This window comes from Paenibacillus methanolicus, from assembly GCF_008124765.1.
Lineage (GTDB): Bacteria > Bacillota > Bacilli > Paenibacillales > Paenibacillaceae > Paenibacillus_Z > Paenibacillus_Z methanolicus.
In genome coordinates this window covers 82,941-101,573 of record NZ_VNHS01000005.1, presented here as the reverse complement: position 1 = coordinate 101,573, position 18,633 = coordinate 82,941, and the positions used below count along the sequence as shown (strand labels likewise).

The 18,633-nt window shown below is 56.0% G+C and carries 21 protein-coding genes and 2 pseudogenes; 7 read left to right on the top strand and 16 right to left on the bottom strand.

What is annotated here, in order from left to right:
• Window positions 1-20 precede the first annotated feature (20 nt).
• Window positions 21-860, top strand: coding sequence for a hypothetical protein (locus BCM02_RS14440; protein ID WP_148929816.1), 840 nt, complete (start codon window positions 21-23; stop codon window positions 858-860).
• Window positions 857-1,462 carry a hypothetical protein gene (locus BCM02_RS14435; RefSeq protein WP_148929815.1) on the top strand — a complete coding sequence of 202 codons (606 nt, stop codon included), beginning with the start codon at window positions 857-859 and terminating at the stop codon, window positions 1,460-1,462. Before BCM02_RS14440 ends, BCM02_RS14435 begins: the two co-directional genes overlap by 4 nt.
• Window positions 1,463-1,590: 128 nt before the next feature.
• Here the strand turns inward: BCM02_RS14435 and BCM02_RS14430 are convergent, their stop codons facing one another.
• The 5 genes from BCM02_RS14430 to BCM02_RS14410 all read right to left on the bottom strand — a co-directional run bounded on the left by BCM02_RS14430 (window position 1,591) and on the right by BCM02_RS14410 (window position 4,672).
• On the bottom strand, window positions 1,591-2,283 hold the full coding sequence (locus BCM02_RS14430; protein ID WP_148929814.1) for a hypothetical protein: 693 nt from the start codon (window positions 2,281-2,283) through the stop codon (window positions 1,591-1,593).
• The gene (locus tag BCM02_RS14425; protein ID WP_246183376.1) at window positions 2,264-2,827 is read right to left on the bottom strand and encodes a sigma-70 family RNA polymerase sigma factor; all 564 of its coding nucleotides are present in this window, start codon (window positions 2,825-2,827) and stop codon (window positions 2,264-2,266) included. Before BCM02_RS14425 ends, BCM02_RS14430 begins: the two co-directional genes overlap by 20 nt.
• Before the next feature lie 305 nt (window positions 2,828-3,132).
• A complete protein-coding gene (locus BCM02_RS14420) occupies window positions 3,133-3,429 on the bottom strand; it encodes an RNA polymerase alpha subunit C-terminal domain-containing protein (RefSeq protein ID WP_148929813.1) in 297 nt (98 codons plus the stop codon).
• 52 nt (window positions 3,430-3,481) lie between these two features.
• The gene (locus BCM02_RS14415) at window positions 3,482-3,775 is read right to left on the bottom strand and encodes a hypothetical protein (protein WP_187434219.1); all 294 of its coding nucleotides are present in this window, start codon (window positions 3,773-3,775) and stop codon (window positions 3,482-3,484) included.
• Between the two features lie 213 nt (window positions 3,776-3,988).
• On the bottom strand, window positions 3,989-4,672 hold the full coding sequence (locus BCM02_RS14410) for a Gmad2 immunoglobulin-like domain-containing protein (protein WP_187434218.1): 684 nt from the start codon (window positions 4,670-4,672) through the stop codon (window positions 3,989-3,991).
• A gap of 226 nt (window positions 4,673-4,898) precedes the next feature.
• Here BCM02_RS14410 and BCM02_RS14405 point away from each other — a divergent pair, with 226 nt between their 5' ends.
• From BCM02_RS14405 to BCM02_RS14395, 3 genes are read left to right on the top strand one after another with little or no spacing between them, the layout of a single operon-like run.
• Window positions 4,899-5,345 (top strand): hypothetical protein, encoded by a 447-nt coding sequence (locus BCM02_RS14405; RefSeq protein ID WP_148929810.1) that lies wholly within the window; start codon window positions 4,899-4,901, stop codon window positions 5,343-5,345.
• 1 nt (window position 5,346) lies between these two features.
• Entirely contained in the window at window positions 5,347-5,571 is a 225-nt protein-coding gene (locus tag BCM02_RS14400; RefSeq protein ID WP_148929809.1) for a helix-turn-helix transcriptional regulator, read from the top strand.
• Between the two features lie 31 nt (window positions 5,572-5,602).
• Window positions 5,603-6,331 (top strand): DUF4386 domain-containing protein, encoded by a 729-nt coding sequence (locus BCM02_RS14395; RefSeq protein ID WP_148929808.1) that lies wholly within the window; start codon window positions 5,603-5,605, stop codon window positions 6,329-6,331.
• Window positions 6,332-6,411: 80 nt separating this feature from the next.
• Here BCM02_RS14395 and BCM02_RS14390 read toward each other — a convergent pair whose 3' ends face one another.
• The 5 genes and pseudogenes from BCM02_RS14390 to BCM02_RS14370 form a co-directional block, all read right to left on the bottom strand.
• Window positions 6,412-7,005: a hypothetical protein gene (locus BCM02_RS14390; RefSeq protein ID WP_148929807.1), complete on the bottom strand. Its 594-nt coding sequence runs from the start codon at window positions 7,003-7,005 to the stop codon at window positions 6,412-6,414.
• A 170-nt stretch (window positions 7,006-7,175) separates the two neighbouring features.
• Entirely contained in the window at window positions 7,176-7,682 is a 507-nt protein-coding gene (locus BCM02_RS14385) for a GNAT family N-acetyltransferase (RefSeq protein WP_246183375.1), read from the bottom strand.
• A pseudogene (locus BCM02_RS14380) lies at window positions 7,681-8,577 on the bottom strand (alpha-ketoacid dehydrogenase subunit beta); the annotation flags it as partial. The gene BCM02_RS14385 and the pseudogene BCM02_RS14380, both read right to left, overlap by 2 nt.
• 328 nt (window positions 8,578-8,905) lie before the next feature.
• Window positions 8,906-9,430: a GNAT family N-acetyltransferase gene (locus BCM02_RS14375; protein WP_148929804.1), complete on the bottom strand. Its 525-nt coding sequence runs from the start codon at window positions 9,428-9,430 to the stop codon at window positions 8,906-8,908.
• A 255-nt stretch (window positions 9,431-9,685) separates the two neighbouring features.
• Window positions 9,686-10,546 carry a hypothetical protein gene (locus BCM02_RS14370; protein WP_148929803.1) on the bottom strand — a complete coding sequence of 287 codons (861 nt, stop codon included), beginning with the start codon at window positions 10,544-10,546 and terminating at the stop codon, window positions 9,686-9,688.
• A 303-nt stretch (window positions 10,547-10,849) separates the two neighbouring features.
• Here BCM02_RS14370 and BCM02_RS14365 point away from each other — a divergent pair, with 303 nt between their 5' ends.
• Window positions 10,850-12,895 (top strand): serine hydrolase domain-containing protein, encoded by a 2,046-nt coding sequence (locus tag BCM02_RS14365; protein ID WP_148929802.1) that lies wholly within the window; start codon window positions 10,850-10,852, stop codon window positions 12,893-12,895.
• A gap of 68 nt (window positions 12,896-12,963) precedes the next feature.
• On the opposite strand, the gene fabV is transcribed toward BCM02_RS14365, so the two are convergent.
• From fabV to BCM02_RS14340, 4 genes and pseudogenes are all read right to left on the bottom strand, one after another.
• Window positions 12,964-14,154 carry an enoyl-ACP reductase FabV gene (gene fabV / locus BCM02_RS14360; protein ID WP_148929801.1) on the bottom strand — a complete coding sequence of 397 codons (1,191 nt, stop codon included), beginning with the start codon at window positions 14,152-14,154 and terminating at the stop codon, window positions 12,964-12,966.
• A gap of 437 nt (window positions 14,155-14,591) precedes the next feature.
• A complete protein-coding gene (locus BCM02_RS14350; protein WP_246183401.1) occupies window positions 14,592-15,470 on the bottom strand; it encodes an MBL fold metallo-hydrolase in 879 nt (292 codons plus the stop codon).
• A 45-nt stretch (window positions 15,471-15,515) separates the two neighbouring features.
• Complete coding sequence (locus tag BCM02_RS14345; RefSeq protein ID WP_246183400.1) at window positions 15,516-16,412, bottom strand: stalk domain-containing protein; 897 nt, start codon at window positions 16,410-16,412, stop codon at window positions 15,516-15,518.
• 563 nt (window positions 16,413-16,975) lie between these two features.
• Window positions 16,976-17,098: pseudogene (locus BCM02_RS14340) on the bottom strand (LysR family transcriptional regulator); the annotation flags it as partial.
• A 92-nt stretch (window positions 17,099-17,190) separates the two neighbouring features.
• Between BCM02_RS14340 and BCM02_RS14335 the strand changes: the two are divergent.
• Window positions 17,191-17,517, top strand: coding sequence for an antibiotic biosynthesis monooxygenase family protein (locus BCM02_RS14335; RefSeq protein WP_148929798.1), 327 nt, complete (start codon window positions 17,191-17,193; stop codon window positions 17,515-17,517).
• Between the two features lie 63 nt (window positions 17,518-17,580).
• Here BCM02_RS14335 and BCM02_RS14330 read toward each other — a convergent pair whose 3' ends face one another.
• Together BCM02_RS14330 and BCM02_RS14325 are read right to left on the bottom strand one after the other, a co-directional pair.
• Window positions 17,581-18,114, bottom strand: a complete 534-nt coding sequence (locus tag BCM02_RS14330; protein WP_148929797.1) for a hypothetical protein — start codon at window positions 18,112-18,114, stop codon at window positions 17,581-17,583.
• A gap of 42 nt (window positions 18,115-18,156) precedes the next feature.
• A complete protein-coding gene (locus BCM02_RS14325; RefSeq protein WP_148929796.1) occupies window positions 18,157-18,423 on the bottom strand; it encodes a DUF3977 family protein in 267 nt (88 codons plus the stop codon).
• Between the last annotated feature and the right edge of the window lie 210 nt (window positions 18,424-18,633).

The window sequence follows — 18,633 nt, the reverse complement described above, 5'->3', positions numbered from 1 at the left end:
TACTGTGAAGGAGCGTGTCCATGCATCCGAACCCGAAGCTGAGACTAAACGGCAAGTGGCTATGGCCGGCGTTGACGCTCCTCATCGCGACAAGCTGGGTCGGCAATCTCTGGTATTACGAAGCCATGCAGCTGGAGAAACCGGTTTTTCTGAAGCATTATATGATCTTGTATCCCAACCTGAACGACGGGTTCGAGTTGACCTACGCGGAGAACAAATCAAAAGGCAAGAAGGTAACGGGCATCCGGATCGAGGAACTGCCAGAACTTCTGTTCCGGATCGATCCCCACCCGGATACATACACGCATCAAGTGCTCGGCAAGGCTTATGGCGAGTGGAGAACCGAGGCTGCCGCGCAGGTGGAGCGAGCGCCGATTACGGTCAAGGAAGCTACGGTATATTATAACGATGGCCCGCCCGAGAAGGTGCCGATTGGAGAAATCCGTGTCGTATGGGACCGCCAACAAAGCGTATTGGTAATGTCTTCGACCTCGGGCTCCACGAATGGAAACGGCCAGTACAGCGTGAACGTCACGCAGCCGATTACGCTAGAGCAGGTCGATTACAGCTTCAGCGACAGACTTGGCAAGATGTTCGAGCTGACGATGGAAGGCGGTGGCGAACCGGGACCGCAGCTTCCTTTGCGCATGACCGCCGGTGATCTGCTGACGTTCGACTACCAATGGACCGTGCCGGACGAATCCCCTGCCGCCTACGAGATATATCGAACTCGCATCCTGATGACATACAAGACGGAGGACGGCAGAACGATCCATGATCGCCTTCCCGTCAATTTCAACCTGTATCTGAGCGAGAAGCAAATGAAGCGGCTCGTACGCGCGGGAGGCGAGCTTCCATGAACCCTGCCTTGCGAAGCGCGCTCAGGCGACTCGGTTGGGGACTTGTATTTCCCCTCGTCGATGTGCATATTGTCCTTGTCGACGCGCTGCCTGATCTGATCGGGTATTTATTAATTGTTTCCGCTCTTCGTCGGCTTGGAGCCGGGCATGAAGGCGTTAAAGCCGCTATCTGGCTTGCGGTTGCCCTTGCCCTCTTGTCCGTGGCGCAGCTTGTGTTCAACGCGAGCATCAACATCAACCAATTCGCGACTGCTCCGCTAGCCATCCACGTCTATGTGCAGGCGGCGATTATCCTGCACGGCTTGTTGGCGTATCGGATTTTTCAAATTCTGTATCGAATCGCTGGGCCGATCGCGCCTCCTCCGCTCAAGGATGCCATCGTGAGCAGACGGAATTACTACATGGCCGTGTTTGCCGCGCAGCTCTTCTTTTATCCGTTTCTGCTGAATATCGACGAAAGCTGGATCATGCTCCTTCTCGCGCTGCAGCTTTGCTTCATGCTCGCGGAGTTTCTCCTCATCCGGCTGCCTTTCCGCATGTCGCGCATCCGGCACAAGCCGCCCGCCGATCGCGGCGAGAACTTGGCGTCGGAACCGCAATAGGAACGAACGCGTTTCACCACGAGCAGCTCTCCAATCTATAGAAAGCCGCCCCCCCCTTTCGCAGACACGCCAAAGCAGCTGCCGACTCCGCCGGCAGCTGCTTTTTGCAACCTATACTCGCCTCTCGCTTAAAGCTCTGCCGACGTCGACACCTTCATCGCTTCCTCGCCAGTGATCGGGCCGGTCACGCCGTAGTGGACGCCGTCCGCCGTCCAGAACAGCTCGGTCATGCCGGGCTGCTCGAAGATCGCCCCCTCCGCGTCGCCGACTTTCGTCTTCGTGAACAACTCCGCCGGATAGGCGGGCGCCATTCGGCTAGCCGTGAACGTGACCGTCTGCTCGCCGGACGCATACGTGAAGAGAATATCTCGGGCCGGTTGCCCCGGCATGCCCACCGCGCTCATCTCCTTCAGCGCGTACCCTTGCGGCACGACCGTCGGCAGCCGCAGCCCTTCGCCGAAAGCCGCCTTCGCCTCGTCGATCGAACCGAGCGGCGTCGTCGTCAATTGGGTTACGTCCGAACCTGCGGCGCCTCCGTGATTCTGCGCCGGCGGCACGTTCTCCGCGACTTGGTTCCCGGGCGCCGGCACGCTCGATTGATCCAGCAGCGGAATGGCCACGACGATCATGGCCGCCGCTACGAGACCAGCCGCGCCTACCTTCCATGATGTCGCTAACGTCCGCTTGCGCACCGCTTTCCCTCCGACCGCTTCTTGACGAATTCTCCGCTTCAGTTGTTCGCTCATCTCCATACCCGAAAATAACATATCATCCGACTCCTCTCGAAATTGTCGACGCAGCTCATGCTCCCGATCCGTCATGAAAATCTCCCTCCTTGCCCATCTCCCGCGCGAGCATCTCGCGAGCCCGGTGCAGTCTGTTGCGGACCGTACCTTCCGGCGTGTTCGTCGCCTCCGCGATCTCCCGCGTGCTGAGGTCCGCGTAATAATACAAGTACAATGCTTCTTGATACGGTAACGGCAGGCGAAGCACATGCTGCAGCACTTCGCTCTTCTTCAATCGCTCGAGCGCCTGTTCTTCCACGCTGATCGTGCGGCCCAAGTCCAGCTTAGCGGGCTCTGTCGGCTGCTCGGTGAACATGCGCACGCCCATTTTGTCGCGGCAGACGTTGACCGTAATCGTCGTCAGCCACGTCTTGACGGCACTGTCGCCGCGGAACGCGGTCCACTTGCGGTACGCACGCAGGAACACTTCCTGGCTAATGTCCTCGGCGAGATGCGAATCGCCTGTATAGAAAAACGCGGTCCGCAGGACGATCGCGCCGAATGCGTCCATCAGCTGTTCGAGCGCTTGCGCGGGGTCTTTCGCGAATTCATCTTTGTGTCGTTGGCCGGCCGGCTTCACGTGATCACCACCTCCACCCTATTAGACGGCCCGAGCGCGAAATCCGCTGCACGGCATTGCTTCGTATTTCAAAAAATAAACACTTAAATCGCGGCAACCTCGGCCTTCGGGCTTGCCTGTGGTGATGGAACGAATGATTGCGGACGCAGTTTCCGGAGCGTCGGGGGAGCTGCTGCATGATGCGAAGGAAATGAATATGCGGCGTTGGTTGAAGGGGAAGCTGGATAGAGGGGAAGCAGGGGCATGCGGGTAGCGGCAAAAGGCCGACCAGCCAAGCCGGTCAGCCTCATGCAAGCGTTATGCGCTCATTGCGGTTTGAACGTCAGCCCGCTCTCCGCCAACGCCGCTCGCAAGATCGGCATTGATTTGGGGCCCATGCCATGCAAGCTCAAAATCTCTTTCTCGCTGTAAGCCGACAGCTGCTGCAGCGTCGCGACGTCATGATGTTCCAAGGATCTCCTCGCCGGAGCCGATAGCCGGGCTAGAAATCCGGCGTCTGGCTTGCGTGCCTGCTCGCAGATCGGGCAAGTCGGACAATCGCTGCTTTTGTAATAGTGATGCCCATTGTCGCAGGTGCGTAACGTGCCGGTGGTTGAGGACATAATAAGTATGCGCTCCTTGTTGGAAAATTAGGGACAATGCAGCAGCTGCAAACTATCTCAGCCTCCGCCTCCCCTTTCTGCGAACCTCGATGAACGAAACGCCTCTTCGGCTGAACACGTTCACCCCGTGAAAAATCGCCAACCCGAACGCAAACACGCCCCACATGACCTTAAAGAAAATAAAAGGATTGGCCACGACGCCATAAATTCCGAGCGGCGCGGCGACCACCAGCATAATTAGAGAGATCCCTTTCGATGGACGGATTTGAAACACGGCTTGCGCCTCCCCTAGTTCATCATCGCCGGTGCGAAGGTGAACGGCCGAATCAATGGACTTCATCGCCATCATAGCCTAATCCTACGATGGCCGCCAGCACATCAAGTCGCAGATGTGAGACGGGCCAATCAGCGCGGCGGTTGTGGCGACTATAGGCACACGGTGATCGTCGCGGCATGCGGCACGCTGGTGCAAGGCTGATAGCGACGCATAGGTCGCTATCGCCCTGCTCCCATGCAACCTCGAGCGCAATAGCGACGCACAGGTCGCTATCGCCGCTCCCTACTCCGCTGCCGGCAGCAGCGACGGATCGAATCGGACCGTCATCGTCAGCTGGTGAACCGGGCTGCCATCCTTGGCGCTCTCTTCATAGATGATCAGCGTCCCCGTCGGGCTCGTCGGATTGATTCCCTCGTTCATCTGCACCTCGAATTCAAAGTCCCCCCACTCCGGCGCCCCTTGGCTCGCCATCACATGCCCTTCAGCCAGCACTTCGTGCCCGTCCTCGAACGTGTAGCTGAAGGCGGCCTCGAATACGCGCGCCTGCCCTTTCACCTTGAACGCGCGCCCTACTTGAGCGTCCATCTCGGGACTTAGGATGCGAAAAGCCTCGTTCTCCGCCACGTACGCCTTCCCCGGCGCGCCCTCGTCCGTCGTCGGCTTTTCTTCGCCGCCGGTGCCGGCGCCGCTTTCCGGCTGGTCGACTTCCGAATCCGGATTCGCTTCGCCCGGTTGTTCGGAGGTTGCCGGCTCATTCCCGTCACCCTCGCCTGCATCGGTCGATCCGTCCACCCCATTTTGACCACCGTCGTCCGGTATCGCCGTTCCTTCGCCCTGCGCCTGGTTCGAGTTCGCGTCGCCCCCGCCTTGCGCCGTATTCGCGCACCCGCTCGCCGCAAGAACGATCGCCGTCATCAATATCGCCTTGGCTGCTAGCGCGGCAACCGAAATCTTCGATCTTTTCATGTCCATCGTCTCTCCTTTCGCCCGGTGCATCTTGATGCCCGCGGTCTTCTTGGTACTATCGACGATCATGGACCGCGAAAGGTTTCAGCTTCCATCGACGGCAGAGGCATATCGCGTACTAGACAAGCCCTATGTAATATCCACTTGACTTCGTGTATAGTTTATATTACATTTTGTATAGAGAAACATACTACATGTAAAAACTTAGCGACAGGAGGCGCAGCTTGTGACCTACCAAGAGAAGAAAAGCATCGTATCGCTATTCAGTGCCGTACTCATCTTCGCCTCGTACTGCTTGTACATGGTACCGCGCTATCCGGAAGAGGGTCTGGCGTCGGCGGACACGTTCCGCTACTGGGGCACGTTCGTCCTCATGCTGGCGTTGTTCTCCGTCATCGCGCACATCGTCATCAGCATTATTTTCAACATCGTCTATCGCGTCACGACCCGGGAGAAGGAGCCGAACTTCGCGGACGAACTGGATAAGCTGATCGACCTGAAGGCGTTCCGCAATTCGTTCTTCGCGTTCATCCTCGGCTTTCTGCTGGCCATGGGCTCGCTCGTCGTCGAACAACCGCTCGCGGTCATGTTCATCATCCTGATCGGCGCGGGGTTCGTCTCCGAGGTGACCGGCGCCCTGACGCGGCTGTACCACTACCGGAAAGGAGTCTAGCATGGGCAAACATCTTGTCGGCAATCACATCCGCAAATTACGGTTCAATCAGGACGAAATGACCCAACAGCAATTGGCTGACAAGGTAGGCGTCACGAGACAGACGATCGTGGCGCTGGAGAAGGGCAATTATTCCCCGTCGCTGGAGTTGGCCTTTCGCATCGCGATGGCCTTCGACCTGCCGCTCGAAGAGGTGTTCTTTTATGGGGAAGACACGAAGGCGTAGTACACTTTGAGGAAAAGAAGGGGATACGTTTATGCGCGCAAATCAAATCTCAGCCAGAATTACAGGCGTCTTATTTATCGTGGCGGCCGTTACGGCCGTGGCCGGTCTGCTGTTGTATGATCCGATTCTGAAAAGCGCCGATTATCTAAGCACGGGCGCCGCGAACGGCAACCAGATCATACTCGGCGCGGTCATGGAGCTGCTCCTCGTCGTCTCCGCGATCGGGACGGCCACGACGATGTTTCCGATCCTGCGCCGATATAACGAGACAATCGCGCTCTGGCATGTCTGCTTCCGCTTCCTGGAGGCGATCGTCATTACGATAGGCATCGTCAGCGTGCTGTCGCTGTTAACCTTAAGCCGGGCATACGTCGCCTCGGGCGCCTCGGACGCCGCCGCATTCGAACCTTCGGGCACGCTGCTCATCGCCATCCACGATTGGACGTTCATGCTCGGCCCCCTCTTCCTGCTCGGCATCAACACGATGATGTATAGCTACATTTTCTTTCGGACGAAGCTCGTGCCGCGGTTTATCTCTACTCTGGGCATGATAGGCGCCGCGTCGGTGTTTGTCTGCGCCTTGCTCGTCATGTTCGGCGTCATCGAGCAGATCTCGACGTTGGGCGGCATCCTGGCCGCGCCGGTCGCCGCGAACGAAATGATTCTGGCTGTCTGGCTGCTGGCGAAGGGATTCTCTAGAGATGCCTTGGCTACGGGGGCGCTTTCGCGACATTCGCTTCAGACCCGACTCGACGCTTGAGTGGCATCGACAACAACATCAAAAAGACGACCGATCGATATGATGGGTCGTCTTTTGGTTCGAATCTGAATGGTTATGATTCAACTGTGGAGTTCGTCGATGACAGCCGTCAACTCTACGAACTTCTTCGCCCTACCCCTTACTTCCTCAGAAAGCGGGTTTATACGGGTGTCGCCGATTTTCGTCACGGCATCGAATTCGCCAATTAAGGAATCCAAGAGAATGAAATACGCGAAACTATAATGATTATCGTCGGCGCGATAATCTTGGATGTAAACCTCTAAGTCCACGTAGTGTCCGCGATGTTCAGGAATGAAGTAGACGTCCTCATAGGACAGATCGACATTCCCCATGCTTATTTTGATATCATCGGAGTTCATGCGGGGTCTGAATTTAATAATTGTCCAGTTTAGCAAAGAAGGCGCTGCCTCCCAGAGATTCTCGACAGCCTCGAATGAATCCGCGAGCCCATCGGCGGACACAATGAATTCCCGTTTCTCCCCCCCCTTTATCGTTCCGATTTCAAAGGTGAGATTGGGATCGATCCCCTTTAGTTTCTCGCTTATTTCAGCCATATATTGCTCGTTATGCGTTTCAAAATTCAAGTAATATTCCTTTTCCTTTTTGCTAAACCACTTCCAGAATGAAACATTCGGATCGTGCTTCTTGAACAAGGGCATCATCTCTTCCGATGACTTCCTCTCTGCGCGAGTATGGACGCCAATATATATCAACGCTTACTTCATCTTCACACAAATTGAGATTTCTTGTCCACAACGCATGTTTTCCAATCCGCCCGCCGCTGGGTGGATACGCGAGCTTCGCTAGCCTAACTGGATTCGCCTCATAAAAGCGCCGCCAGTCTCGCCTTCACACCTGCCCAGTCTTCGTCAATGATGCTGTAAACGACATAGTCCCGCCCATTGTACTTCTTCCGCAGGATGTCTTCTCTTTGGGCGCCAAGACGCTCGATCGCGTTTTGTGAACGGGTATGCGCGGTCGTCGTAATGAGCTCCGCTCGCACCGCTCCCCACGTCTCGAAAGCGTATTGGGGCATCAAAAATTTACACTCCGTATTCACCACGGTCCGCCGCACGTCCGGGCCGTACCACGTCCAGCCGATATTCAAATTCTTATGGCTGTCCGAAATTCGCAAATACCGGGTCATGCCTACCATGCGGTTCAACGACTTATCGAAGACCGCATAGGGAAATTCCTCTCCGCGTTCCCACCCCGCGATCGCAGCGCGTATAAAGGCGAGCATGTCTTCGAAAGTTCGGACGTTCGCCGGGAGGTTCTCCCATATTAACGGTGAAGCGGCGCAGGCGTATAAGGCTTCCGCATGCTCCATAGACGGTGTCCGGCGGGGCGATCCGCATGACGGGCGCTTCGAGGCTCAAGATGGCCCGTTCGTTGATCTGGGCGATCAGTTCCGCGGCTATGCCCGAGGTGCGCTGGGCTTCCTGCACGACAACGGCCCGATTCGTCTTGGTCACCGAGGCGACGATGAGCTCGATGTCCAGTGGCGCCAAAGTTCGCAGGTCAATCACCTCTACCGTAACGTCTCGCTTCGCCTCCAGCTCCTCCGCCGCGCGCATCGAAGGCAGTACCATGGCACCGTAAGTGACCAGCGTAATATGAGCGCCTTCCTTTACCACCTTGGCTTTGCCGATGGGGATCGCGTAGTCTTCTTCCGGCACCTCTTCCCGGAAGAGGTGGTACAGCTTGAGATGCTCGAGGAACACGACCGGATCGTTATCTCGAATCGCGGAGAGCAGCAGTCCCTTCGCATCATACGGATTGGAAGGAGCCACGACCTTGAGACCCGGCGTCTGCAGCAGAAGACCCTCCAGCGAATCATTGTGCATCTCCGCCCCCTTCACCCCGCCGCCGTAAGGAACGCGCACGGTCAGCGGCGCCTGATAGCGACCGCCGGAGCGATACCGGAGCCTAGGCCCTTGCACGAGCATTTGGTCCATCGCTTCATAGATGAACCCGATAAACTGAATCTCCACGACCGGACGGAACCCCTGCGTGCATAGACCGACCGCCACGCCGCAAATCGCGGATTCCGCCAAAGGCGTATCGAACACCCGGTCCTCTCCAAAACGCTGCTGCAGCCCTTCCGTTACCCGAAATACGCCGCCTACTCCGCCGACATCCTCGCCGAAGACGAGCACCTCGTCCTGCGCAGCGAGCGCTACGCCAAGCGCCTGTCGAATCGCTTCCTTCATGTTCATGAGCATGAGCCGCACCGCCTTATCGTTTCATTTTTCCCTCATCCTTCCATTTCAATTATGTAGTACAGATGTTTGTTTTATATATAACAAATTAAAAATTAACTATAAAAATATTGAATTTACGACATATCTGTATAAAAACAGATACAAAATAATTATGCAACATAGCAACTACAACCGATTCCAATTCGCTCAATGCGAAGGAAGATACGGTAAAGCCGCATGCCAAGTCTGCTCGACCCGCACTATGAAACGAGCAAAGGACAGCCGGTGCTCGACCAGCCGCCCTCAGTAACGGTTACATTCGCGCTAAACTCGCATATGCGTCATTCCCTCACAGTCGCTTCGCATAACAATGCCGCATCTTCCCGCCGTACATCGGACGCGTAAACCGCAGACTTAATCCCGCCGCCTCCAAATTCCGAATGCTCGGCAGGTTGTCTGGATGGACAGTGGAATACAGATACAGGCAACCCCGTTCCCGAGCCCTCCGCTCGCGCAGGTCATGGAACCGCCGCTGCAGGCCGTGCCCGCGCGCCGTCTCGTGGACGACCGTGGCTTCCAGCACCGCCACGCGAGACAGCTCCTCCTCCGGGACGCCGAACTCGCGCGCCAGGTTTCTTTCGTCCAGCCCGGGGAAGGCCAGTACCGTATACGCCACCAGCGCCCCCTTCATAAAAGCGCCGTAAATCTCGCCAAGCTCCTCCATGTGCTCAAGAAGATAGGCTTCGTCGCCCATGGCGAACAGGTCGGGGGAAGGAAGCCGGGAGATGACGTCCGTCATGAACGATTGAACGCGGCCCACATCCTGGAGTCCTAACCGACTTATGTGGATCTCCGCGCTTTTTTGGGTTTCCATTGCGAAAGCTCCTCTCGTATGAATCGCAGGAAGCTACGCGCCCCTGCCTAGCCTAACGGGTTATCGAGATGGATGGCGAGCCTTAATATCTATATGGATGAGGAGATCAAGCAGCAGCTGAGAAGCTTTAGACTCACCTCGGATCTTGAAATCGCAGACATTCTGGAGAGTTGACGATTCGACGAAAAGCTGACGGCGCGCGCCGTCAGCTTTTGTTCTTGCATGGCTCGCCATATCGACTCGCGCTAGTCCTACCTAGATGACGCCGTACGCGGACAATCGGGAGATCGCCTCGAGCGTCGCGACGCCGCGCCATTCCAATTCGGCAGCAGGTCCGGGCGCTTCCCAACCGATCGGCCATCCGCCGTCCGGCAATTGCTCGCGCAACAGAACCTCAAGATGACGGTCGATTTGGCTTTGCGTGAACAACGGGCTGCAGACGGAATCCGGCTGACGCGCGAAGTGGAGCGGCGTGAGGCCGTACGCATCGCTCAGGGCGTCCGCCTTGAAGAAGCGGGCTCGCGGAAGCGCGATCGAAATCGTATCCATCAGGTTCGCCGAGCGCTCTTGATCGGGTATGTACGCCGCCAGCTTCGTCGCGCACAACAGCGTGTGCGCTTCAAGCGGCGGCTCCTCCATAATCAAGCGGAAACAGGTCTCCGTCGCGCGCGCAAGCCATTCATGTTCAATGCCCTGATCGTGAAGCGAACCGCATAGATCCGCGGTCGGATTAAGACCGGGAGTTGGCGTAACGTGCTTCCAATGATTCGCTACCGGCGCTTGCAAGGCCGACTCGGAGAATAAGGGCACGAGACCGTTCTCATCGGACACGGACTGCAAGTAGTCGCAGACCGATAAAGCAAATGCCGCGTCTCTGCAGCCCGCTTCCTCCATCGCCCCGAGGCCGAAAGACGTGAACAGCGGCTGACTCTCCGGAGCGCGAATATCGGGCTCGAGCGCATGCCCCAGTCCGCCGTCCGCATTCTGATAGGCTCGTACGGCATTGCCGACGGAAGCCGGCTGGCCTCCCTCGAATCGAACCTCGAACAATCGGCGTTCCAACAATCGCGCATGCGTTAGCAAGAACGTGCGCGCATTCGTCAACGTGTGCGTCATTTGCCATCTCCTCCGCTTTCTCTCTTCGCTCACATCCATAACATTGCGATCATGCGATATATCGTTCGCGGTATTGCCCTAGGTCTAGGTTAACTCTACCATATTCCAATTGTTTCCTGAACCTTCCGTGTGATATCCATCAAATAACCACGCGCGAGCTGCCGCCTATCCCGCGCGTCTGCAGACCCATGCCGGCTCCGTCCGGGGAACGGCTTCATTTTCCGCCCGGGGGCGGTTCAGCCGCAGCGGCCATTCCTTTACGATAATGTGGCAAACACTTCCAAATTCGCAAGGAGCGAAGAGATGAAATCCAGCACACGAAACAAGAAGCGGACGCAAGCCGTCATGTCGTCCCTCGTTGCGGTTGCCCTGCTGGCCATTCCCGCCGGCGCCTATGCCCAACCGCACTCGTCGCCGTTGGCAGCAGCCGCCTCGGCTTCAGCCCATCCGGCTACTGCCATCACCGCGCAAGAAGCGAAAGCTTTCGCGGACGCGTATTTCGCCAAGCCCGAGGTTCAAGCCAACCTTGCCGGCGCGCTGGTCGTCATCGTGAAGGGCAACGACGTGTTGATCAATCAAGGCTATGGCTACGCGGACGTAACGGCCAAGAAGAAGATCGACCCGAACCAGACGCTATTCCGCATCGCCTCCATCTCCAAAGTCGTCACCGCCACGGCCGTCATGCAGTTGGCGGAGCAAGGCAAGATCGATCTAACCAAGGACGTCTCGACCTATTTGCCCGGCATCCGGATATCGAACTCGACGGGAACGGCCGTCACCACCGAGCATCTGCTCACGCATACCGCAGGTTTCGATTATACCGACGTGTACCGGATTCCTCCGGGTCATCAAGGGACCGAAGTTACGATCGAAGAGATGCTGAGCGCCAATGAGCCTTCCGTCGTCCGCAAGCCGGGCGAGGCTTACCGTTACGACAATCTTGGTTACACCATGCTAGGCCATATCATACAAAATGCGGCCAAGCAGCCTTTCGAGGATTACATGGAACAGCAGCTGTTCGAGCCGCTGCAAATGAAGCATGCGACGTTCCGGGTGGATGAACAGAACTTCGCCAATCTCGCCATCGGCTATCAAGCCGACATGAAACCGCTTGAGCCGTACCCGCTGATCCCGACGATCTCGCCAGGCGGCGGGATGTTCGCGACGGGCGTCGATATGGCCAATTTTATTAAAGCGCATCTGAATGACGGCCAATTCGGCGGCACGCGCATCTTGAAGGAAGACACCGCCAAGCTCATGCACAAGCAGCAGTACGAACTCGCGCCAGGCGTGCCGATGATGGCTTACGGCTTCGAATCGTTCTTCCACAGCAGCCATAACGGGCAATACGTCATCGGAAAAGGCGGCGACCTTGCAGGCTACCACTCCTGGCTGTGGCTGCTGCCGGAGCAGAACGTCGGCGGCATGATCGTCGCCAACAGCGACGCCAGCATCGGGATCAGACAGCAGTTTTTCGACGCGTTCATGGATCATTTCTATCCGGACCAAAAGCAGCCGCAGCCGGACATTGCGCTCCCGGCCGACCAACTCGCCGCGTTCGAAGGCATCTACCGCAGCTTGCGCGCGCCTATCCTTGCGACCAAAGTCAGCGCCATTAACGGGGAACTGCAGGTGAGCGATTCAGGCGGCACCCGCAAGCTGCGCGCGATCGGGCCGCTGCTATTCGAGGACGAGAACGGAGATCCGGCCGCCTTCAAGAAGGATGCCGAAGGTAACGTAGCTTACCTCTATCATTCATCCCTGGACAGCATGTACGAGAAAGTAGAGAAGGCCGCTCCGTACGCCGATGTGAGCGAGACGAGTCCTTATGCCGCGGACATACAATTCCTGCGTTCCATGCAAGCGTTCGACGATGAAGGAGCGCTCGCGTTCCGCCCCGAAGAGCCAATGACGCGGGCGGAGTTCGTCAGCATCCTGGCGCGATTCTCCGGTCAGCGGCCGTCCCCCGATCCTGTCGCGTTCCGGGATGTGCAAGGGCATCCGCTCGCAAGCTGGATTCAGACGGCTGCGGAACTCGGCGGGCTAACGGGAACGAATAAGCAGCTGTTCGAGCCCGACCGCGCGGTTACCCGCCAGGAAGCGGCCGCGTTCCTATGGCGCGTGGCCAACCATGAACTTGGCCTGACTCCCCTTGAAGCCAAGCTTAGTTCGCAGCCGGCGGCCTGGGCGAAGGAAGGCCTGCACTTTATCGCGGCCAAAGGCATGTACGGCCCCGAGATTAAGACGGACGCCGGCGGCGCCGTGGATTTCAAGCCGGACACCATCATGACCCGACAAGAGGCGGCCGCCATGTACGCCCGATTCATTCAGAAGTTGTTCCTGCCCTAGGACAAAGCAAAGAGGCGTGCCAAAGTCGGCTTAGCGACTTCGGCACGCCTCTTCATGTCATGCGAAATTTAACGCAGATTGTGCACTTGAACGTCCGGATTCACGTCGGCCTCGTAATCGACGCCTTCGGTCTCGAAGCCGAACAGTTGGAAAAACTCGCGGCGGTAGCCGTCGAGATCGGAAATGTCGTGAATATTATCGGTCGACACCTGTTCCCAAATCTGCTTGACTTCGGCCTGCACGTCTTCGCGAAGCTCCCAATCATCGATGCGAATGCGTCCGATCTCGTCAACCTCCGGCGCGGCGCCGTTGTAGAGACGATCGGCGAACAACCGGTACATTTGCTCGATCGTGCCTTCATGCAGCCCTTTTTCCTTCATTACTTTGTAAAGCGCGGAGATGTACAGCGGCACCACCGGAATGGCGGAACTGGACTGCGTAACCAGCGCCTTGCTCACGGTCACATAGGCTTTCCCGTGAATGCCGCTCAGCTTGTCGGTCAGACGGCCGGCGGTCGCTTCCAGATCGTCCTTCGCCCGGCCGATAGAGCCCTGACGGTAGATCGCTTGCGTAATGTCCGAGCCGATGTAAGAGAATGCGACCGTTTGGACGCCTTCCGCCAGCACGCCGGCCGCCTGCAGCCGGTTCATCCACTGTTCCCAATCGTCGCCGCCCATGACGGTGACCGTATGACGAATCTCCTCTTCCGTGGCAGGGTCGATCGTGATGTTCGTGACCTCGCCGTTATGGAAGTTGACCGTCTTGTTCGTGTAAGACTGGCCGATCGGCTTGAGCACGGAGTTGACGGCCTCGCCGGTCTCCGGGTCGACGCGACGCGCGGAAGCGACGCTGTAGACGACCAGATCCACTTGACCCAGTTCTTGACGGATTGCCTCGATCACATCATCCTTCGTCTCGTCGGAGAAAGCATCGCCGGCGACGCTGAAGGACTTCAGGCCTTCTCGGCTAGCCGCCTCTTCGAACGCGGCGGAGTTGTACCAGCCGGCCGAAGCCGTGCGCTTCTCGCTGCCCGCGCTCGGACGGTAGACGCCGATCGTGTTCGCGCCCGCGCCGAAAGCCGCCGCGATCCGGGCGGACAAGCCGTAGCCCGTGGAAGCGCCGATGACCAGCACGTTCTTCGGGCCGTCGATGGCCGGTTTTCCTTTGATATACGTGATCTGTTCCTCGACTTGGCGCGCGCATCCTGCCGGATGGGCGGTCGTGCAAATGAAACCGCGTGTTCTAGGTTTGATAATCATGGTTAAAGAGCCTCTCTGTTTCGTTATTTTGACATAACGTATTATAGCAATTTATTGGATGCAGGCATACTTTGACCGGAAACCCGCTCGGAATCATCAAATTAACGGGCGCAAAATCCCGTGCACGACGAACCGTCCATCCTCCGCATCCAGCGCGTATTCGCACGTCGAGAGCGTGAGGATCCGGTTTGATGCGCGCGCTTCAAGATCGCTTGGGTGAATCGATCGGCTCCGAATCTGCGTCAAGAACGTCTCGAATTCCGCGTCGTCGGCGAATTCCGTCTCGATATAATTAACATCCGTCGTCGCGGAATAGACCGCGAATGTCGTCCACCGATGGTCATCGTCGAGAACCTAACCTCGTTCACTTGCGCGCGTAATTAGTTCAATTGCTTTTTCTGTGCTGCCCCGTAAATGATAGCTTTGACTAAATTCGCTCATTCGACCGCTCCCCCGGTGGTGCATAGGCGCTGCTCGCCGAGCAGAAATTGATCGATAGCTGCTCGATCCCCGTCTGCCAGTCCCCGGCCGATTCGCTCGGCCCATTCGCGCTCGATCGCTGGCTTATTCGCACCGAACTCAACCACAAGCTCTGCCAGCGTGCAGTACTCGTCGAGATCCTGCCAGAATTCATCTGCCGTCACGGGCCGATGATGGGACTCGATGTACCATGCGGCCGGATATTGTCTAATACTCTCGACGATCCGAAGGAAATCCCGCGCCGCATAATACCGAGGTCCATCGTAAATGGCCGGTCCGAGGACATCGCCAAGAAACAGGATCTGTTCCTCGGGGACATATAGGATACACGAATCCACTGCATGAACGCCGCCAATATGTTCGATTTGACAGGATACCGCGCCTAGATGAAGCGTTAATCTGTCGGTAAACGTCATATCCGGCAGCGCAACCTGGATATCGCGTTCTCTTCCATCATATTCCTTCTTCATATAGTCCGCACAGAACGCGATCTCCTCGCCTTGCCTGACGCGTTCGTCAAGCGCTTCGTCCGACCATTCTAAGCCGACCAGCCGCTGAAGTGCTTGGTACGTCAATTCCGTTGCGACGAGCGGGGACGCTGCGTCGTAAGCAGCGCCAAAACTGTGATCCCAGTGCCAGTGCGTTAACGCCGTTATCGAAGGCCGGGCAGGGTATGCCTCCCCCACCGCTTCTCGGAACTCTGCCGCATGACGCAGCGAGTTGCCGCCGTCCAAAAAGAGCGTCCGCTCCTCGCCTAGGATCGCGCCGAGAATGGGGCGGTCGACCGCACCGTCTGCAGGCATATATACAAACCGCTGCGTTAGCTGTTTTATCATGTTCAAAGCCTATTATCTCCTTTACAAAAAAGGCAGTTACTCTAGTCAGTAGATCTGAATGTCATGTATAAAGCCATCTTTGCCGTAAAAATTGACAATCGCCGAGGTGGCATCTTTGTGCCAAGGGATGAGGAAGCCTTTACGACCTTCAGTCTCATATTCGGTCGAGCCGATCTTGCCTTCTCGCCCGAAGTAAATGACAAGAACCGATTCAATCGCGTGCTCGGTCGCCGCTTCATGGATACCGACGCCGATGTAATCGCCAAGGCCGCTGACCGATAGCCCCTCTTCGTCTTGTTCGTGCGAAATATAAGAATCCGCTTGGGTGATGCCGCCGTTCTTCTGCCGCTGTATCCGATACATAGCCGCTTTTTCTTTCGAGACATCCAGCGCTACAGCCGCGTACTTGGAAACGATGGTGTAATCCACGATGGAGAGGTCATTCTGCGCGATATAAGCGTCGATCTCCTCTGCCCTAATCGGTTCTCCGTCCGGATCATCCGCCGGCAGCGGCGCTTCCGCCATCCATGCGTCCCATTCGTCAGCCGGCAGCAGTTCGCTCTTGAATTCGACATCGGTAACCAATGATACCGTACTGGAGCTCGCCTCCCACTTGACGTGAATGCCTAGAATCTCCGCGACGAACCGCAATGGCACCATGATTTGGTTATGATCCAAGTAAGGGACAACATTCTGCAAATCGACCTGTTTCCCCTCGTCGTCCCAAGAATAATAAAAGTAGATGCTTTGGCCAAGGATCATATCGATGCCCGCGAGGTCGTTGTATACCCCAATCTGGGCTTCTCCCTTATACACGTAATAGTTGTACTGGGCTTGAATCTGATTATGGTTGAATAACGAAATCGGCACATGCAGCCGATTGCCCGCACCCAAGACCACGGGTACTTCCGACGCGTCTATTGTCTCTCCGTTCAACTGCATAGCGATCACTTGTTGTTGGGGGGCCGCCTGCTGCTTACGACTCGGTCGCTTCTTGTGCCGCGGCTTGATGCAACTGCCCAAACTGAGTTCCCATGCTGCCGATCAATAACAGTGCCGCTATCGCGTTCTTCCAACGAACCATCATTTCACTCCGCTCCCAAATTCCATCATTCTTCCTTTATGGATATCGGCCGGGAGAGCGGAATAGTTTACTAGTTGTCGGTAAAAATGGAAAGGCCGAACTACCTTATCCGTTTACTCGATCGGATCTCATCCCTTATCGAGTTTCCAGATCAAGCCGAAGTCGCCCGTTATGATCACATAATCATTCTTCGTTTACTCGCGTTGCTTGGGGAAACTTCTCATATTCAGCCTGCATGTTCTTGTATATGTTTCGCAACAGCACCACTACATTTATAAGCAGCGTGAAGAAAATCGCGATGCCGATGAAATAACCGATTGGTCCTAATGCTGCCAAGATGTATGTTACGATGAGACATAGAATAAAAACCAGAACAAAGTTTAACGCACTCACTTCTTTACATCCCTTCTTCGCTCGAAGCTTCCGATACATGCCCCGTTACTGGAGCCAGCCATTGAATCGAGACGCTGGAGAACGTCCCGATCTTCACGGTTCCGCTCTCGATCCCTTTGATGGCGGCAATCTCTTGATTCAGAATCTCATGATCGATCTTCATGCAAAACATGATTAACATTCATTTTATTTATCTTCACACTACGAGTATAGTCTACCTTATACAAAACATTTTTAAGGAGCATGATGGGGATGACCGTTGAAGCGAATGAATCGTATTATGCCGTTATTTTTTCGAGTCAGCGCACGGAGGGGGATAACGGCTATGGTCGCATGGCCGACCGGATGGAACAACTTGCCGCCGAACAGCCCGGATTCTTAGGCGTAGAGAGCGTACGAGATGCCGCCGGTTCCGGAATTACGATTTCCTATTGGGATAGCCTGGAGGCCATTCGCAATTGGAAGGAGAATCCCTTGCACCAAACTGCGCAGGAGAAAGGCAAGCAGGACTGGTACCACAATTACAACGTCAAGATTTGCAAGGTCGAACGAGCGTATTCTTCGAATTAATGGCCGCGTGGAAATAGTATGGAGTGGAGTGATTACTCCTGCCCTCGCGACGAAAAAGCCCGCTTAATCTTCTGTTCCACGTAGCCTCTCCGTCAGTTGCGACGCCTCGGATCTCGAACTCGCCGGGGCGCTGATCATGATTCCGTCCTCGTAATTCCAACTCGCCGTCGAGCCCTTCTGTTCCGCCACGGCAATCGAGAACGCGCTGAAATCTTCATTCATGTCAATGGAGCCAAAAGCAAACGAATGCTGCCTTTCGTTGCGCTCTCCTTTATTCTCAAGGTACTCATACTTCATAATCCCAACGCCATTCTCTTTAAATTGAATATCGAGCATCTGCTGATCCTCCGGTACGGGTAGCTGAACGCCATCGATGCGAATCGTCCCGGCGAATTGCTTCTGCCCTAGTAGACTCGTCTTCAGCCGACCATCCACCCGAATCGCAACCGGATCGGCCAGTTCAACCTGTTCGGCGCCGAGTCTATACTTTATGCCATGGAAAGTCATATGTATCGGCTTTGGTTTCAGGATGACATACCCTACTACGGAAGCCGTTATGAGAGCGAATAGCAAGAGAACGCCAATCTGCTTCTTCATTACGCTTCTCTCCTCTTCTTTCCATACATGATAACCTACTGTTCAATCCCGACGTTCTCTCTCCGCTTCGCTCCTATAACTAGCTATGCCCACTACGCACTTAAACGCTCGTCTGGACTTCCTCGTTTTTTTGAACCCTTCTTTGGTATCCGCAATGAACACCGTCTTGCCGATCCAAATCCTCGCGTAAGCGGAATGATAGATAATCGGCATAATGACGCCTTTCTGCTCGATTTCCGCCCCGTCTTCAAGTTCCGTCTCCGTTCGCACGATCCAGGTGTTCCCGATGCCTGCCTCGATATATTTCAATCCGGATACCTCTTCCTAGTTCACTAGTTTCCCATAGCCACGATTATTTCAGCCGCTCATCCTCGGACGAGAATCCCACGCGCATATCAGAATCGAGGCGATCAGGCAAATATACACCGTAACAGGAATCCGGCTAAGCCAACCGCCTCCATCCGCATTCGGAATGAACGGAGCCAACATCGCGACTATAGCGATTCCTACAAGCGTAAT

What these genes read in the sequence shown, in the direction of transcription:
- BCM02_RS14440 (WP_148929816.1), top strand. Translation starts at nt 21, where the DNA reads ATGCATCCGAACCCGAAGCTGAGACTAAACGGCAAGTGGCTATGGCCG.
- BCM02_RS14435 (WP_148929815.1), top strand. Translation starts at nt 857, where the DNA reads ATGAACCCTGCCTTGCGAAGCGCGCTCAGGCGACTCGGTTGGGGACTT.
- BCM02_RS14430 (WP_148929814.1), bottom strand. Translation starts at nt 2,283, where the DNA reads ATGACGGATCGGGAGCATGAGCTGCGTCGACAATTTCGAGAGGAGTCG.
- BCM02_RS14420 (WP_148929813.1), bottom strand. Translation starts at nt 3,429, where the DNA reads ATGTCCTCAACCACCGGCACGTTACGCACCTGCGACAATGGGCATCAC.
- BCM02_RS14415 (WP_187434219.1), bottom strand. Translation starts at nt 3,775, where the DNA reads ATGGCGATGAAGTCCATTGATTCGGCCGTTCACCTTCGCACCGGCGAT.
- BCM02_RS14410 (WP_187434218.1), bottom strand. Translation starts at nt 4,672, where the DNA reads ATGAAAAGATCGAAGATTTCGGTTGCCGCGCTAGCAGCCAAGGCGATA.
- BCM02_RS14400 (WP_148929809.1), top strand. Translation starts at nt 5,347, where the DNA reads ATGGGCAAACATCTTGTCGGCAATCACATCCGCAAATTACGGTTCAAT.
- BCM02_RS14395 (WP_148929808.1), top strand. Translation starts at nt 5,603, where the DNA reads ATGCGCGCAAATCAAATCTCAGCCAGAATTACAGGCGTCTTATTTATC.
- BCM02_RS14385 (WP_246183375.1), bottom strand. Translation starts at nt 7,682, where the DNA reads ATGGAGCATGCGGAAGCCTTATACGCCTGCGCCGCTTCACCGTTAATA.
- BCM02_RS14375 (WP_148929804.1), bottom strand. Translation starts at nt 9,430, where the DNA reads ATGGAAACCCAAAAAAGCGCGGAGATCCACATAAGTCGGTTAGGACTC.
- BCM02_RS14370 (WP_148929803.1), bottom strand. Translation starts at nt 10,546, where the DNA reads ATGACGCACACGTTGACGAATGCGCGCACGTTCTTGCTAACGCATGCG.
- BCM02_RS14365 (WP_148929802.1), top strand. Translation starts at nt 10,850, where the DNA reads ATGAAATCCAGCACACGAAACAAGAAGCGGACGCAAGCCGTCATGTCG.
- fabV (WP_148929801.1), bottom strand. Translation starts at nt 14,154, where the DNA reads ATGATTATCAAACCTAGAACACGCGGTTTCATTTGCACGACCGCCCAT.
- BCM02_RS14350 (WP_246183401.1), bottom strand. Translation starts at nt 15,470, where the DNA reads ATGATAAAACAGCTAACGCAGCGGTTTGTATATATGCCTGCAGACGGT.
- BCM02_RS14345 (WP_246183400.1), bottom strand. Translation starts at nt 16,412, where the DNA reads ATGCAGTTGAACGGAGAGACAATAGACGCGTCGGAAGTACCCGTGGTC.
- BCM02_RS14335 (WP_148929798.1), top strand. Translation starts at nt 17,191, where the DNA reads ATGATGGGGATGACCGTTGAAGCGAATGAATCGTATTATGCCGTTATT.
- BCM02_RS14330 (WP_148929797.1), bottom strand. Translation starts at nt 18,114, where the DNA reads ATGAAGAAGCAGATTGGCGTTCTCTTGCTATTCGCTCTCATAACGGCT.